This is a genomic window from Saccharomonospora cyanea NA-134, assembly GCF_000244975.1.
Classification (GTDB): Bacteria; Actinomycetota; Actinomycetes; order Mycobacteriales; family Pseudonocardiaceae; genus Saccharomonospora; species Saccharomonospora cyanea.
In genome coordinates this window covers 2448146-2462957 of the sequence record NZ_CM001440.1, presented here as the reverse complement: position 1 = coordinate 2462957, position 14812 = coordinate 2448146, and the positions used below count along the sequence as shown (strand labels likewise).

Genomic DNA, 14812 nt, shown 5'->3' with positions numbered 1-14812 from the left:
CCACGCTCAGACCGTGGACACGGTGGGACGGTTCGCTCCCACCCGCGCGGGGAGAGCCGTGAACGCTTCCAGGCGGGCGGTGCCGTCGTAGCCGCCGTCCGGCTCGGACAGGCCGAACAGGGCACCGACGGTGGGGGCGACGTCGGCCGTGGTCGCCGCCACCGAGGACACGTGGCCTGCCCGTACGGCCGGATGCCCGCCCGTGACGAAGAACGGGATCGGCTCGGTGGCCGGATGCCCGTGGTTGCCCGGGATCGGGTTCGACCACAGGTCCGGGTCGGTGAACCGCCACCCCGCCCGGCAGTAGACCACGAGGTCGCCCGCGCGCGGGCCGAGCCGCAACTCCTCGGGCGTGTGCACCGACAACACGCCGTCGGTGCCCTGCGCCACGCGCCGCATCCGCGTCACCGCGTCGGCGCGTTCCGCGTCCGGTCCGGTGAACGTCAGCAGGTTCGCCCCGCCGTTCTGGGCGATCGCCACGCGACCCGCCAGCATCGGGTCGTCCTCCATGCCGGGGCTCAACGACACCACCCGGTGCGGCATCGACCAGTCCATCGAGTGGTCGGCGAGGACGACGAGCACGCTGGACTCCCAGCGGCCGGTACGTCGCAGGAACGCCGTGAAACCCTCCACGAGGTTGTCGGTGGACATCAGCGCGGCCGTGCGGGCGGCACGCAGCGTGGTCCCGGTGAGGTCGACGTGTCCCACGCGGTCCACGTCACCGAGGTTGACGAAGGCGAAATCCGGGTCGGTCTCCGCCACCGTGGCCGTGAGCGCGGTGAGGGTCGCCAGGTCGGGTGCGTGGTCGCTGATCGGGATGACGGGGAACGGCTCCCAGCGCACCGTCGCCCGCTCCCCCACGATGCCGTACAGGTACTCCTTGCTCAGCACGCTGGCCGTGGTGAGCCCGTGTTCGGCCAGGCGCTCCAGCACTGTCGGGGCCCGCAGGTCGTCGGCACGGTCGAGGGTGCGCACCTCGCCGAGTTCCGGGTCGTGGATCGAGTTGGCCGGGACACCGGTGCGGTCGGGTCGCATCCCCGTGATCATCATGACGTGGTTGGGCAGCGTCTCCATCACCGGCAGCGACCGGGCCACGGGGAACGCCGTGCCCCCCTCCCGCAACCGGTACAGGGTCGGTGTGGTCGCGGGGGTGATCTCGTCGGGCCTCAACCCGTCGACCACCAGCACGTACACGCGGGGACGCGGGGCGCGCTCGGCTCCCAAAGCCGGCAGAGCTGCCGCGCTCGACAGCACCACCGCGGCCGAGGTGCCGGTCGCCACCCGCAGGAAGTGACGGCGGGTCACGCCGGTGGTGTCGCTCATCGAAGGGCCTCCCGGGTACGGGTCACGCGCTGGGTTCCTGCGGCCACGCGGTAGGACACGGAGTGCCGGGCCTCGCTGGCCGGGTCGGTGCGGTCGTGCAGCGTGTACCAGTCCATCTGGACGGCACTCGGGGACACCTCCAGCACCGAGTAGCCGTGCGAGTCGAAGTCCAGGTACCTGACGTGGGGGTTGGCGAGCCGGATGGCCGATTCCACGGCCAGCGACGCCGTTCTCGGTGGCACGCCGAGGAGGTCGTCGAGGTTGTCACTCGTGACGGAGGTGCAGACCAGTTCCGTGCCCACCGAGTTGCGGTTCAGCGGATACGTCAGCGGGTCGGCGGGCAGCTCACACGCCCAGCCCGAGTGGATGTCCCCGGTGAGGAACACCGTGTCGCGCACACCGTGGTCGCGCAGTGCCCGGAACACCGTCGCGCGGTCTGAGGTGTATCCGTCCCACTGGTCCACGTTGTACGGCACACCCTCGATGGGACCGAGAAGTTCGGCGAGGGCGTGGAACTCGCGGGTGGACAGTGTCGAGGGGAACCGCACCGGCGAGATCATGACGGAGTTGCCGACGAGCTTCCACTGCGCGGTGGCGGTGACGAGTCCGTCGGTGAGCCACCGAAGCTGTGTCTCACCGGCGATGGTGCGTTCGGGGTCGTGGATGCCGCGGTCGAACGGGTGGGACACCTGTTCGCTGCGGTAGGTACGGAGGTCCAGCATGGACAGTTCCGCGAGGTTGCCGAAGGTGAGCCTGCGATAGAGGTGGCCGCCCGGTTCGTACCGCACGGGCATCCACTCGGCGTACGCCTGCTGCGAGGCCGCGCGCCGCTGCTCCCACGTCCCCTCGTCGGGCTCGGTGTGGTTCTCCGCACCGCCGGACCAGGCGTCGTTGGCGGACTCGTGGTCGTCCCAGGTCGCCACGAACGGCACGCGCGCGTGCAGGGCGGCCAGGTACGGGTCGGTCTTGTACTGGGCGTGCCTGCGCCGGTAGTGCGCCAGCGTCGTCATCTCGACGGCGGGGTCGTGCGGGCGGACGGCACTGCCGTCGGAGGGCACCCCGTACTCGTAGAGGTAGTCGCCGAGGTGGACGACGAGGTCGAGGTCGTCGCGTTCGGCGAGGTGACGGTAGGCCGCGAAGTGCCCGGCCTGCCAGTTGGAGCACGACACGACGCCGAAGCGGAGCCGATCGACGACGGCACCGATGGCGGGCGCGGTACGGGTGCGGCCCACGGGCGAGGCGCTCGCGCCGTACCGGAAGCGGTACCAGTACCACGTCGCCGGTTCCAGACCCGTGACGTCGACCTTCACGGTGTGGTCACGAGGGGCCCCCGTGTGGGCGGCGCCCTCGGCGACCACGGCGGTGAACGTCTCGTCGAGGGAGACCTCCCACCGAACGGCCACGTCGGGCCCGACGCCCGTACCGGGCCGCGCCTGCGGTGTCGGGGTCACGCGGGTCCACAGCAGCACGCCGTCGGGCAGTGGGTCGCCCGATGCCACGCCGTGGGCGAACGGAGTGGCATCGGCCAGCGCCGCCGGTGCGGCGGCCACTCCGACGCCCGCAGCCACGAGTGCGCCTGAGGCTCGCAGCACGGTGCGTCGGGGCAGCGGAGCCCGGGGCGGCGGGGAGGAACGGCTGTCACGGGGCGGGAGTGCGCTCACGGCGACGCACTCTGCCGTATCCGCGACAGCCTGTCACTACTGACAGGTAACCGTTCAACGAGATTTCAACTGTCCGGAGCAGCGTCCCGCCTCCCCGACCGACGACGGGCGGAGGAGACCGAGAAGCCGTACCACTGGCGAGCGAACCTCATCGATACATCGGATGTATTGACCTCATTGCCGACCAGTCAACAGCTCCGACAGGCCGAAACAGTGGAGAATAGGTCTAGACAACCCCTCATGACCATGGTGTAGTAGCCCAACGGATCGGATGTATCCCGCTGCCAGGAGGGCTCATGCCACTCTCACCAGGGACTCGTCACAGACGCCGCACACGGGCCACGGTGGCCCTGGCCGCGGCCCTCTCCCTGCTCACCGTCACCGTTCCCCCGGCAGGCGCGGCCGAGCCCGGGACCCACCTCGACGTCGCCTACAGCGGCTCGTTCTCCTCCGGTAACTCCTACACCGCCGCCACTGGTGAGACGATGGGCGGCAGCCTCACCAGACGCTCGGGTTCGGAGACACTCGAACCCGGCCGGGGCCTGTCGCTCGGCGGCGGCCGCGACGGCGCCGGGTTCGAACCGGCCGAGCTGTCCCTCGGCGACACCACGATCGACGAGGGTTTCGTCGCCGAGATCGTGTTCACGCCCGACGACACTCAGGCTCCACTCGCGACCGTCCTCGCCGTGGGCGGCAACCTGAGCGTGCGGTACCAGGACGGTGCCCTGCGCTACGGCTACGACACCTTCGTGGACGGCCGGTGGGTGAGCCGCGTCCGAACCACGGAGCCACCCTCACCCGGTGAACAGCACGTCCTGTCGGTCGCCTACCTCCCCGAGGGCGACGGGGCGCGGATGCTCGCCTACCTCGACGGCGCCCCACTGCCGACCGTCGCACCGGACGGGGGCAGAGCCGCACTCGCGGGCGGACGGTCCGAGCTCGTCGGGATCGGCAACGACGTGCATCCCGCCGCACTCGGCCGCGGGTTCGCGGGCAGCGTCGGCAAGACCCGGTTCGCCACCGTGACCGGCCCGTTCGATCCGGACATGTTCGCCTACCAGAAGGTGCCGGGCGAGACGCGCACCATGCTTCGCACGGCGTTCTCCGGAGGGCTCGACGGCACGACCTACCGGGCCGGCCTCGGCGAGGTCGTCGAGGGCTCCCTCACCGTCACCGGTGGGCAGGTGACCTCACCCGGCTCCGCGGTGCTCGACGGCGAGGACTCCGCCGTGCGCTGGTCCCTCGCCCCGCTCGGTGAGAAGCCGCTGTCGCGCTCCCTGCTGACGGAGGTCGTCACCGGCCCCGACCTGCTCGCCTCGGAGTCGACGGTCGCCGACCTCGGGGGCGCGGTCCGCGTCGAGGCCACGGGCGAGCGGACCGTGCGCCTGGTCGCCGGCGCCCACAACGCCACGTACGAGCTCGGCGAGCCCGACACCCGTGACGGCGTGCCGTACCACCACCTGGTGTTGCACAGCGACATCGACGACAACGGTGACGGCACCGTCAGCCTGCACGAAGGCGGCGACCCCCTCGGCGAGGTGATGACCGTCAGCGGGGTCACGGCGTCCCGGGGCGATCTCACCATCGGCGCGGGCGGCCGCGGCACCGTCTACGGCACGGCCGTGACCAGCGGCGGTGACACCGGTGAAGCTCGGCTCGGGCGACTGCCCTGCACGACTCCCCCGCTGGAGGAGGCCGACCGCGTCGCGATCACCAGTGGCGAGTGCGCGCCCTCGCTGCTGTCGAAGGCGTCGTCACTGCGCCCCACCGAGCGGCAGGTGAGCTGGCAGGAGGCCGAGCGCACCGCGTTCCTGCACTTCGGAATGAACACCTTCACCGGCAACGAGTGGGGGCACGGCGACGAGGATGCCGAGCTGTTCCAGCCCGCCGAGCTGGACACCGACCAGTGGGCACGCGTACTGGCGGACAACGGCTTCCGGTACGCGATCCTCACCGTCAAGCACCACGACGGGTTCGTGCTCTACCCGTCGCGTTACACGGACCACGACGTCGCGGCGAGCTCGTGGCGTGACGGCGGGGGTGACGTACTCCGCGAGTTCGTGGACTCGGCGCACCGGTACGGGCTCAAGGTCGGCGTCTACCTCTCCCCGTCCGACTGGAACCAGTACCACAAGGGCGTGTTCGCCAACGGCTCGGCCAAGACGCCACGCACGATCCCGACGCTCGTGCCGGGCGACGACCGGGCGGGCGAGGACCTGCCCACCTTCACCTATGACGCCACCGACTACGGCGGCTACTTCCTGAACCAGCTCTACGAGGTGCTCACCGAGTACGGTCCCGTCGACGAGGTGTGGTTCGACGGCGCCGACGGCGGCATCCCGGGCGCCGACCGGGAGAAGTACGACTTCGCCGCCTACTACGACCTCATCCGGAAACTGGCGCCGGAGGCGACCATCGCCGTCACCGGGCCGGACGTGCGCTGGGTCGGCAACGAGAACGGGCTCGCCCGCGAGAACGAGTGGAGCACGGTAGCCGTCGGCACCACGGAGAAGGGCAACCAGTACGTCGTCCCGTCCGGGCAGGCACCGGAGATCGGCACCGACCGGGCACTCGTGGCCGCCGGTGAGGAGGGCGCGAGCGAACTGGTGTGGTGGCCCGCCGAGGTGGACGTCTCCATCCGGCCCGGCTGGTTCCACCACGACGACCAGCAGCCGAAGTCGGTCGAGCACCTCCGCGACATCTACTACAGCTCCGTGGGGCGCAACTCGGTGCTGCTGCTGAACATCCCGCCGGACCGCTCGGGCCGGCTGCCCGCGGCGGACGTCACCCGGCTGGCGGAGTGGAACGCCCGGCTCCGGCAGGACATGCCGGCGGACCTCGCGCTCGGCGCGGACGTCCGTGTGCAGGGCGCCCCGGCCCCCGAGGTCACCGACGGCGACGGCAGGACCTCGCACGTCGTCGACGCGGGCACCCCGGTCGAGGTGGTGTTCGACGGGCCCACCACCGTGGACCGGCTCTCGTTCGGGGAGGACATCGCCGACGGCGGCCAGCAGGTCCGCGAAGTCGCCGTCGACGTGCGGGCCGGTGACGGGTCCTGGCGGCAGGTCGCCACCACCGGAACCGTCGGCTACAAACGTGTCCTCGCTCTGCCGGAACCGGTGACGACCGAGGCGTTGCGCGTGCGTGTCACGTCGGCACGCGGTCCCGTGCACCTGGCCACCGTGTCGGCGTACGCCTCGACCACGGAGCCGGTTCCGCCGCCGAGTACGTACCACGTCGACTGCGGTGCCGAGCGCGCCGGGCCCGGTACGGCGAAGGCCCCGCTGAACAGCCTCGGACAGCTTCGGGAGCTGAACCCGCCCGCAGGCTCCACGGTGTTGCTCAAGCGCGGCAGCGCCTGCCAGGGCCCGCTGGAGCTGTGGGGCTACGGCACCGACGAGCGTCCCGCGAGGCTCGGGGTGTACGGCAGGGGCGCGCCGCCCGCACTGCCCGGCAGTGCCACGGTGCTACCGGAGCTGCGGGAGCGCGGCTGGGTCATCGACCCAGTGTTGAACGCCTCGGCGCACGTACCGGTCTCCGGTCGCTGAGAACCGGCACGGCACGGGACCGGGTGCGGTCTCGTGCCGACCGGCGTCAGTCGTCACGCCGCCACTGGTAGAACACCGTGGCCATCGCGTCGGCGGGCGAACGCCACGTGTCCGGATCGTAGGGCCGGATGTAGGGGTCCAGGGCGGCGCTGAGCTCGCGGAAGTCACGGTCACCGCGCACGCTCTCGATCCTGTGGTCGACGTCGTGGTCCGATTCGATCAGGTGGAAGTACAGGCCGTGGTAGCGGAACAGGGTCCGGGCGCGGACGCCGACCCGGTGCGGCAGGGAGCCCGCGTCCGAGTCGGCGAACAACGCCGCGACCTTCTCACTGTCGGCCTCGGCCATCCTCGCGACGATCAACGTCCGGCTCATGGTGCCTCCGACGCCGGTGTTCCGGAGCCGGGCGCGGGGAGCGCGGCGGCTTCCGCCTCCAGTACCCGTTTGATGGCGTTCATCTGGATCGGCGTGTTGGCGTTGATGCGCTCGGTCATGGCCGCGTCGTCGACCGGGGCGTCCGGTTTCATGGCGAAGTCCTGGGTCCACCGCATGAGCACACCGCCTTCGACCTCGTGATAGGTCCAGCGGATACGCATGTACTCGAACGGCCCGGTCTCGACCCTGCGCGCCACGACCGTGCGGTTCGCGGGATCGAGTTCGCGTTCGGACACCCACGACCAGACCCGCCCCTGCTCGTCGGGGAACATGGTCAGCCGGAACCTGACGCGGTCACCCGTGTCCTCCAGCACCTCGGCCTTCGAGTACTCCGTGAACAGGTTCGGCCAGTCGGCGACGTCGTTGGTCCGGTCCCAGACGAGGTCCATCGGCGCGTGGACGATGACCTGGTTCTCCGTGTGTCCCGGCATGTCAGGCCGCCTCCCGCAGGGTGTCGTTGAGGATGGTGAGGAACTCCCGCACCGAACGCGTCTCCTGCGCCTCGGCGGGGAGGGCCACGCCGCGGTTGCGTTCGATCGCCGTGATCACGCCGAGGAGTGCGAGCGAGTCGAGACCGAGGTCGTCGAACGTCGTCGCCGCGGTCAACTCGGCCGTGTCGACGCGCACCCCACTGCTCGACGACAGCAGCTCGCCGAGTTCCTCCATCGTGATGACCGGACCACTCATGTTGTCCTCCGTTCGTCGGATTACGCACTCGCTGCGAGTACGAGTGCGGAGCTGAAACCACCGAAGCCCCTCGCGAGCACCAGCGCGTGCCGCAACGGTCCTCGCCGGGGCGTTCCGGTGACCACGTCGGCGGCCACGGCGACGTCGTCCCCGGCCAGCCCCGGAGTCGGCGGGACCACGCCGTCACGCAGCGCCAGGGTCGCGGCGGCCACGGCGAACGCGCCCGCCGCCGAGTACGCGCGGCCGAGTCCCGCCGAGGGCGCCGTCACCGGAACCCGGTCGAACGCGGGTCCGAAGACACGCCGCAGGGCGGCGATCTCGGTGTGGTCGGCCGAAGGCACCGCCATGCCGTCGGCGAACACGACGTCGATGTCCTCGGGCGAAACGTGCGCGTCCGCGAGCGCGAGCCGGATCGCGGCCGCGAGAGCCTCGGTGGCGCGCCGCCAGTAGTCGCGGTCGTTCACCGCCCACTGCGATCCGGTGAAGGTCGCCGCGTGCCCGGCCACCACCGAGAGCGCACGCGCGCCCCGGTCGCGGGCGTGTACCGCGTCCTCCAGCACCACCACCGCACCGCCCTCGCCGGGCACGTAACCCGAGGCATCGTGGGAGAACGGCCGGTACGCCGCCGGGGAGTCGCGCTCGCTGAGCAGGCCGGAGCGCAACTGGCAGGTGAGCGCGTACGGACTCACCGGGGCCTCCGTGCCGCCGCAGACCTGCACGCGGCAGCCCCGCCGCACGGCCCGGCGGCCGTGAGCCACGGCGTCCAACCCGCCAGCGGACTCGCTGCTCACCACCGCACACGGGCCGCGCATCGTGTTACCGATCGAGATCTGACCGGTGGAAGCGGCGTAGAACCACGCGATGGACTGGTACGGACCGACGTGGCGTGGCCCGTGCGCCCACAGCGCCTCGATCTCCCGCTGCCCGAACGCGTTGCCGCCGGAGCCGGCCGACGTGGTGACGCCGATGTCGAAGCTGTCGCAGGCTCGCGGGTCGAGCGAGGCGGACTCCAGTGCCTGCCGGGTGGCCTCCAGCGCGAACTGCGTCCACAGGTCCGTCTGCACCACGATGCGCGGGTCGAGGGTGAGTGAGGGATCGAACCCGGTGACCTCCCCCGCGTACCGGACGGGATAACGGCTCGGGTCGAACCGGCTGATGCGCCCGACACCACTCGCACCCTCCAGGGTGGACCACCAGAAGTCGCCGGTGTTCGAACCGGTGGGAGCCACCACCCCGAGTCCAGTGATGACCACATCGGTCACCGCGCTCTCCTTCCCGCCGCGTCCAGCACCACGGCCGACTGGAACCCCCCGAACCCACTGCCCACGCTCAGCACCAGGTCGACGCCCTGCTCGCGGGCCTCACGCGGCACGTAGTCCAGGTCGCACTCCGGGTCGCGGTGCTCGTAGTTCGCCGTGGGCGGCACGACACTGGTGTCGATCGCGAGCACGCACGCGACGAGTTCGAGGCTGCCGATCGCGCCGAGGGAGTGCCCGATCATCGACTTGATCGAGCTCATGGGCGTCCGGTACGCGTGCTCGCCCAGACCCCGCTTCACCGCCGCGGTCTCGTGCCGGTCGTTCTGCTTCGTGCTCGACCCGTGCGCGTTGACGTAGCCCACCTCGTCGGGTGCCGCCTTCGCCGCCCGCAACGCCGTCGTGATCGCCCTGGCCATCTCGATGCCCTCGGTGGTCAGCCCGGTCATGTGGTGGGCGTTGCCGAAGGTCGCGAACCCGGCGACCTCGCAGTACACCCGAGCACCCCGCCGGCGGGCCCGCTCCAGGTCCTCCAGCACGAGGACCGCCGCACCCTCGCCGAGCACGAAACCGTCGCGCAGTGCGTCGAACGGCCGGCTCGCCGCCTCCGGCTCGTCGTTGCGGGTGCTGGTGGCCTTGATCGCGTCGAAACAGGCGACCGTGATCGGGGAGATCGGTGCGTCCGACGCACCCGCGATGACCACGTCCGCGGCGCCCTCCTCGATCGCCATCGCGCCGTAGCCGACGGCGTCGAGCCCCGACGTGCACCCAGTCGAGATGGTGCGCACCGGCCCCCGCACTCCGTGGGCGTCGGCGACCTCCGCGGCGAGGGTGCTGGGTACCAGTGCCTGGTACAGGAACGGGTCGGCACGGCCTGGATCGACGAGCCACTCCGCTCCGCCGCCGGACACCTGGACGTACCCCTCCTCCAGCCGGATCGTCGAGCCGACGGCCGTTCCCATGCTCACCCCGATCCGCCACGGGTTCACCGGGCCGAGTTCGAGCCCGGAGTCGTCCACCGCCTCGCGTGCCGCCACGAGCGCGAACTGCACGTGCCGGTCGAGTCGGGCGACCTCGGCGGAGGTGAGGCCCTCGCCGATCGGGTCGAAGTCGCATTCCGCCGCGATCCGCGACCGGAAACCCTGCGGGTCGAACAGCGTGATGCCCCGCGTCGCCGTGGCGCCGGAGGTGAGCAGGTCCCAGAAGGCCTTCACCCCGATCCCACCCGGCGCCACGACACCGAGGCCGGTGACGGCGACCCGGCGTGTCATCTGCCACCTCCGGTGTCGACACCCGACGTGGCGGGCGCCTCGGTGTCCACATGTCCGAGTTCGGGACGCGGCGCGAGAGGACCGAGTTGGAAGACCACGCGAGCGGGTTCGGACCCCACGTTGCGCAGCCGGTGCCGGGTACCCGGAGGAACGAGGAGCGCCGACCCACGACCGAGGTTCCACGGCTCACCGTCGAGGTCGACCGTCAACTCGCCGTCCGCCACGTACAGGAACTCCTCCGAGTACGGGTGGTAGTGCTCGGCGATGCGCTCCCCCGGCTCCAGCCGTGCCACCCCCAGGAACCCGGACACCGAACCCGCGTTGCGCGGGCTGAGCAGTGTGCGGATCTCACCACCTCGGCGGCGGTCCGCGGCGATGTCCGACTCGTGAACGCGAAACAGCGGGCGGTCGGCCGGGCGTTCGTGCACGCCGGCGGGGCCCTCCTCGACCGTGTCCACCATGATGCCTCCCACAATCAGCTCGACGACGGAAACTCGGCGCCTTCCGCGGCGTCACCCGCCTCGCGGTGGGTCACCAACGTCAGACGTTGCTCGGCGAGGAACCTCGCGCGGCCGGTGGCCGTGGAGAGGTTCCAACCCGGTTCCAGCAGCTCGGTCAGTGCCTTCGCGGTGGGGCCCCCGAGGACGGCCGGGCCGAGGCGGTCGATCGCCTCGTCGGGATCACCCTCCACGTCGAGGACCCGGATCACGAGGTCCCCGTGGCGGAACACGGTCGTACCCACCAGGCCGGTACGCAGGGCGGTGCCCAGCGGCAGGGACTGTCCCCACTCGAACATCTGCGCCGCCGCGTCACCCCTGCCGGGCCGGACGGGGTAGCGCAGGGCTACACGCGTGCGGCCCGCACCCGATCCGGGCCGGTACGGCCTGGCCTCCTGGTGCACCACCCGCGTCATCATGGCGCGGCGGAAGAACCAGCTCACGGACTCCGGATCGCTGAAGTCACGAGGACGGACCAGCAGCGGGTTGAGCTGCTCCTCGGTCTTCCGAATCGCCGGATCACTCGCCAGGTGCCGCATCACCACCGGCAGCGGACCCTCCACGTCGATCACCCGCACGACGTGGTTCTCCCACAGGAACACCGACGTCGCGAGCAGTCGGCAACCACCGCCGATCTCGGTCTCCGGCCGCGGGTAGCCGGCTAGTACCCGGCGCACCTGGTCCTCGCTTCCCGGTAGCACCGGGAACGTCAGAGCATGTCGTTCCATCGATCTTCCCTCCGTGTCAGCGCGGCCCGGTTGGGTGACTTTCCCGAAAGCCGGCTCCGGGTGCCTCGCGGACGGTCTCGCGCCGTACGACGTAGCGCAGGGATCGCCGCTGCGCGACGGCCGCCATCATGGGTGCCGCCAGCTCGCGGTGTTCCGGCGTGCTCTCCCAGGCCAGGAAATCCTCGGCACTGCGCCACTGGCTGGTGATCAGCCAGTCGTCAGGGGTTTCCGTGGACTGACACACCTGATCGCCCAGGTGTCCGGGAACGCTCGCCACGGCCCAGCGCACGGCCTCGTAGGCTTCGAGGAACTCCTTCTCTGCTCCCGGTTTCAGGGTGAGCAGGAACAGCACGCGGTACCCGGCCCGGTCGGTCATGTGCTCCCCTTCGGTCGGATTCGGGACACTGTGGACGGATGGCCACGCTCAGCTCGCCCGGCGGAGCGGGAGGCCCGGTGGTGTCCGCACGGAAGCGGCGACCTCGGCGACCCGACGGCCGAGCTGCTCGGCCGCGTCCGGGGTCGGCACGTCGGCCTTCCCCGCACCACCCGCGCTCACCACGAGCAGACACCCCCACGAGAACAAGCTCTGGTAGAGCTCCGGCGAGTGCACCGGGCCGGCATCGCTGCCGTCCACGACGGTGAAGCCGGAGACGACCTTGCCCTCGAGACGTACCCGCGTACGCAGCCGCGCCGCGGTGCCGACCAGTCTCCGGACGGGTTCGGTGACCGAACCGCCGCGAACCGCCGCGCCCAGGACGACCCCGTCCGCCCACACCAGGGCTTCGAGCGTCTCGTCCAGCGGTGCTGTGTCCTTCTCTGGCAACCTGCGCAGCCTGGTGTCGGCTCCCGCGGCGAGCGCACCGGCGTGCACCGCCGCCACCGTGGACTCGACGATGTCACCCGCTCCGGAAAAAATGATTGCCACACGAGCCATCGTGATCCCCTCGCCGCTATTTCCTTTTCAGACTCGCGCACGAACGTTTCAGGAGTCAATACGGAAAACGGTGGACACGAATATTCGAACGAAACGGGAACGATTCACAAAAAAAGAATACGGAATCGATCCGTATCGATCTCGCCGCCGCCGGAATAATCTCGGCGAGAATCAGATTTCGCCGCGGTCCGGCCGCGAGGCCAGAGCCCGGTCGATGCGGTCGAGCATGTCGAGCAACTGAATCCGCTCGTCCTCGGACAGCAATGTCAGCGCGTCGGCCTCCAGAGCTCGGGTGACCTCCGGGACGGCGCGCCGCAGCGCGTCTCCCTTGCGCGTCAACCACACCCGCACCCGACGACCATCCTCCCGGTCGGCCTCCACCCGCACGAGCCCCGCGTCGGTCATGCGCCGTACCGCACGGGTCACCGTGGGAGCCTCGACGGAGATCCGCGCCGCTATCTCACCCGGAGTCAGCCCATCGCGTTCCCACAGACAACCGAGAATGAACTCCTGTCCGGAATGCACCCCGTGCCGCACCAGTCGCCGCTGCGCCTCACTGCGCAATCGCCGGGAGACGAGGTTGATACGGGAAAGGAACCCGTCCGTTCGTTGGCGCACGTCCAGCATGCTACTGATCAAGCAGCCGCGTGTGGACGCTCATGATCGATACGGTCGGCCCGGGAGGTCAGGCGGGCCCATCGAGTACTCGCTCACCCACGACGTGTCCGGCGAGGACATGACCGACGATGCGGGCGGCCCGCTCGCCGTGGCAGCTCTCCGGTTCCTCCTCTCCCAGCACGACACGGGAGAGCACCGAGCCGACGATCATCGTCACCAGCGTCTCGACGTCGCTGTCCGCCGTGAGCTCCCCGCGACGGTCACCACGGCCGAGCACCTCGCGGATGGCCGCGACGCGCGGCTCGACCACCAGCCGCAGGTAGTGCCCGTGGAGTTCGGGCACGCCCATCAGGCGCGGCAGCAATCGCGCCGACCGCGACTCCGCAGCCCACCGGCAGAGTTCCTCCACCAGTGCCGTCAGGTCCCGGCGCACGCCGAGGCCGGCGACCCGGACCGGCGGCTCGGCAAGCGACTCCAGCGCATCGAGCAGTACCGCCTCCTTGTTCGGCCAGCGCCGGTAGAGCGTCGCCTTGCCGACACCCGCCTTCGCGGCGACGGCTTCCACGGAGAGCGCGTCGACGGAGACCCCTTCCTGCAGCAGCTCCAGCGCGGCGCGAAGGATCGCGCGACTCGCCCATTCGCTACGGGGCCGCCCCGGCGGGCGCCGGTGGCGCGGTGGCACGGCCTCGAAGGCATCCGAGGCGGGTCTCTTCACGGCGGTGGGCCGGGCCGGGTGCGGGGCGACCGAGGATTGCGGGCGCGGCGGGAACGGTTGCGGATCCATTCAGACCACCTCGTGGATGCGTCGCCGCGTACCACCGCCCACCGTGGCCCCAGGTCCACCGGGGTGCCCGCGCAGGCACGACCGTCCCGCCCTCGCCTCCGTCCCCAGCACGGCAAGACATCTCGTCGAGACCATTCTTTGCGTCCCCCTTGCCCTGTTGCGAAAACCGTCGGCGGAAAAACCGCGACCGAACCAGGGAAACGTGAAACAGATATCTGCATTCACACGCTTCCGAAGTCCCGGAGTCATGAGAAACCCGAAGACGACAAACAAGTATAACTCCGGTCGAGACCACTTACTTAGCCAGCTAATGAAGCCGAGGGTCCTCGGAGGTGAATCTCGTTCACGCTGGGTCGTTCGTCAATCGCCCAGCTTCGCGAGCAGCGACCGCAACGACGCGTACTCCGATCCGCTCAGGTTCGCCACGAGCCGCTCCTCCGCCCGCAGCCAGAGCGCCTCCACCGTCGCGCGCGCCATCCAGCCGTGGTCGGTGAGGAACACCCGGCTGCCCCGTTCTCCCGGCCTGCGCTCCCGCTGGACGAATCCCGCACGTTCCATGCGCTGGAGCATCCTGGTGATCGTCGCCGGCGCGGCCTGCACGCGATCGGCCAGCTCCGACTGCGTGAAGCCCCGGTCGTCCCACTGCTGGAGCAGCACCTGCTCCTGGCCGCTGTACATCCCGAGGGCCGCGAGGTCTCGCGCCAGCTCGGTGCGACGCTGGCGGGCCAGCAGGACGAGCCAGTACAGCGCGGTCTCGGTGAGACAGTTGCCGCCACGGTCGTGCGCGGGCGTGCACCGGCCGTACGGCAGGGGCGCGGCCCTATCCCGCTCCACGGGTCCTCCCGACCGCGCCGGCCGAACGGCCCGGGACGTTCGCCGCCCGCCGACGACGGGCGGACCGGCGCAGGCACCGGTTCCCGCGGCACCGCCGTACCAGCGGCCGCCCGGCCTCGTGATCAGTCACCGCGCCTCCCGAACCGTCGGGCAACAGCTTCGGCGCGGCGTGGGTGGACGTCAAGTCCGCGTGCCCCCTTCGGGGCACGCGGACTTGCCCAGATCGTCCATAGTGACT

15 protein-coding genes are annotated in these 14812 nt (G+C 70.7%); 1 reads left to right on the top strand and 14 read right to left on the bottom strand.

Features of this window, described 5'->3' with window-relative positions:
- Positions 1-6: 6 nt before the first annotated feature.
- Positions 7-1323 carry an alkaline phosphatase family protein gene (locus tag SACCYDRAFT_RS11560; protein WP_005456348.1) on the bottom strand — a complete coding sequence of 439 codons (1317 nt, stop codon included), beginning with the start codon at positions 1321-1323 and terminating at the stop codon, positions 7-9.
- Positions 1320-2891 carry an alkaline phosphatase D family protein gene (locus SACCYDRAFT_RS11555; protein WP_005456347.1) on the bottom strand — a complete coding sequence of 524 codons (1572 nt, stop codon included), beginning with the start codon at positions 2889-2891 and terminating at the stop codon, positions 1320-1322. Before SACCYDRAFT_RS11555 ends, SACCYDRAFT_RS11560 begins: the two co-directional genes overlap by 4 nt.
- A gap of 389 nt (positions 2892-3280) precedes the next feature.
- Between SACCYDRAFT_RS11555 and SACCYDRAFT_RS25440 the strand changes: the two genes are divergently transcribed.
- Positions 3281-6532 carry an alpha-L-fucosidase gene (locus SACCYDRAFT_RS25440; RefSeq protein ID WP_005456346.1) on the top strand — a complete coding sequence of 1084 codons (3252 nt, stop codon included), beginning with the start codon at positions 3281-3283 and terminating at the stop codon, positions 6530-6532.
- Positions 6533-6578: 46 nt separating this feature from the next.
- On the opposite strand, the gene SACCYDRAFT_RS11545 is transcribed toward SACCYDRAFT_RS25440, so the two are convergent.
- The 12 genes from SACCYDRAFT_RS11545 to SACCYDRAFT_RS11495 all read right to left on the bottom strand — a co-directional run bounded on the left by SACCYDRAFT_RS11545 (position 6579) and on the right by SACCYDRAFT_RS11495 (position 14574).
- Positions 6579-6905: a TcmI family type II polyketide cyclase gene (locus SACCYDRAFT_RS11545; RefSeq protein ID WP_005456345.1), complete on the bottom strand. Its 327-nt coding sequence runs from the start codon at positions 6903-6905 to the stop codon at positions 6579-6581.
- On the bottom strand, positions 6902-7396 hold the full coding sequence (locus tag SACCYDRAFT_RS11540; protein ID WP_005456344.1) for an SRPBCC family protein: 495 nt from the start codon (positions 7394-7396) through the stop codon (positions 6902-6904). Before SACCYDRAFT_RS11540 ends, SACCYDRAFT_RS11545 begins: the two co-directional genes overlap by 4 nt.
- Position 7397: 1 nt before the next feature.
- Positions 7398-7652 (bottom strand): acyl carrier protein, encoded by a 255-nt coding sequence (locus SACCYDRAFT_RS11535; RefSeq protein WP_005456343.1) that lies wholly within the window; start codon positions 7650-7652, stop codon positions 7398-7400.
- Between the two features lie 20 nt (positions 7653-7672).
- A complete protein-coding gene (locus SACCYDRAFT_RS11530) occupies positions 7673-8914 on the bottom strand; it encodes a beta-ketoacyl synthase N-terminal-like domain-containing protein (protein WP_005456342.1) in 1242 nt (413 codons plus the stop codon).
- The gene (locus SACCYDRAFT_RS11525) at positions 8911-10179 is read right to left on the bottom strand and encodes a beta-ketoacyl-[acyl-carrier-protein] synthase family protein (RefSeq protein ID WP_005456341.1); all 1269 of its coding nucleotides are present in this window, start codon (positions 10177-10179) and stop codon (positions 8911-8913) included. The genes SACCYDRAFT_RS11530 and SACCYDRAFT_RS11525 overlap by 4 nt, the downstream gene beginning before the upstream one ends.
- Positions 10176-10640 (bottom strand): cupin domain-containing protein, encoded by a 465-nt coding sequence (locus SACCYDRAFT_RS11520; RefSeq protein ID WP_005456338.1) that lies wholly within the window; start codon positions 10638-10640, stop codon positions 10176-10178. The genes SACCYDRAFT_RS11525 and SACCYDRAFT_RS11520 overlap by 4 nt, the downstream gene beginning before the upstream one ends.
- A 14-nt stretch (positions 10641-10654) precedes the next feature.
- A complete protein-coding gene (locus SACCYDRAFT_RS25435) occupies positions 10655-11404 on the bottom strand; it encodes a SchA/CurD-like domain-containing protein (protein WP_083844746.1) in 750 nt (249 codons plus the stop codon).
- A gap of 16 nt (positions 11405-11420) precedes the next feature.
- A complete protein-coding gene (locus tag SACCYDRAFT_RS25430; RefSeq protein ID WP_052309096.1) occupies positions 11421-11780 on the bottom strand; it encodes an antibiotic biosynthesis monooxygenase family protein in 360 nt (119 codons plus the stop codon).
- Positions 11781-11828: 48 nt separating this feature from the next.
- The gene (locus SACCYDRAFT_RS11510) at positions 11829-12338 is read right to left on the bottom strand and encodes a flavodoxin family protein (protein ID WP_005456336.1); all 510 of its coding nucleotides are present in this window, start codon (positions 12336-12338) and stop codon (positions 11829-11831) included.
- 171 nt (positions 12339-12509) lie between these two features.
- Positions 12510-12965 (bottom strand): MarR family winged helix-turn-helix transcriptional regulator, encoded by a 456-nt coding sequence (locus SACCYDRAFT_RS11505; RefSeq protein ID WP_005456335.1) that lies wholly within the window; start codon positions 12963-12965, stop codon positions 12510-12512.
- A gap of 58 nt (positions 12966-13023) precedes the next feature.
- Positions 13024-13740, bottom strand: coding sequence for a TetR/AcrR family transcriptional regulator (locus SACCYDRAFT_RS11500; RefSeq protein WP_005456334.1), 717 nt, complete (start codon positions 13738-13740; stop codon positions 13024-13026).
- Between the two features lie 360 nt (positions 13741-14100).
- Positions 14101-14574 carry a MarR family winged helix-turn-helix transcriptional regulator gene (locus SACCYDRAFT_RS11495; RefSeq protein ID WP_005456333.1) on the bottom strand — a complete coding sequence of 158 codons (474 nt, stop codon included), beginning with the start codon at positions 14572-14574 and terminating at the stop codon, positions 14101-14103.
- Between the last annotated feature and the right edge of the window lie 238 nt (positions 14575-14812).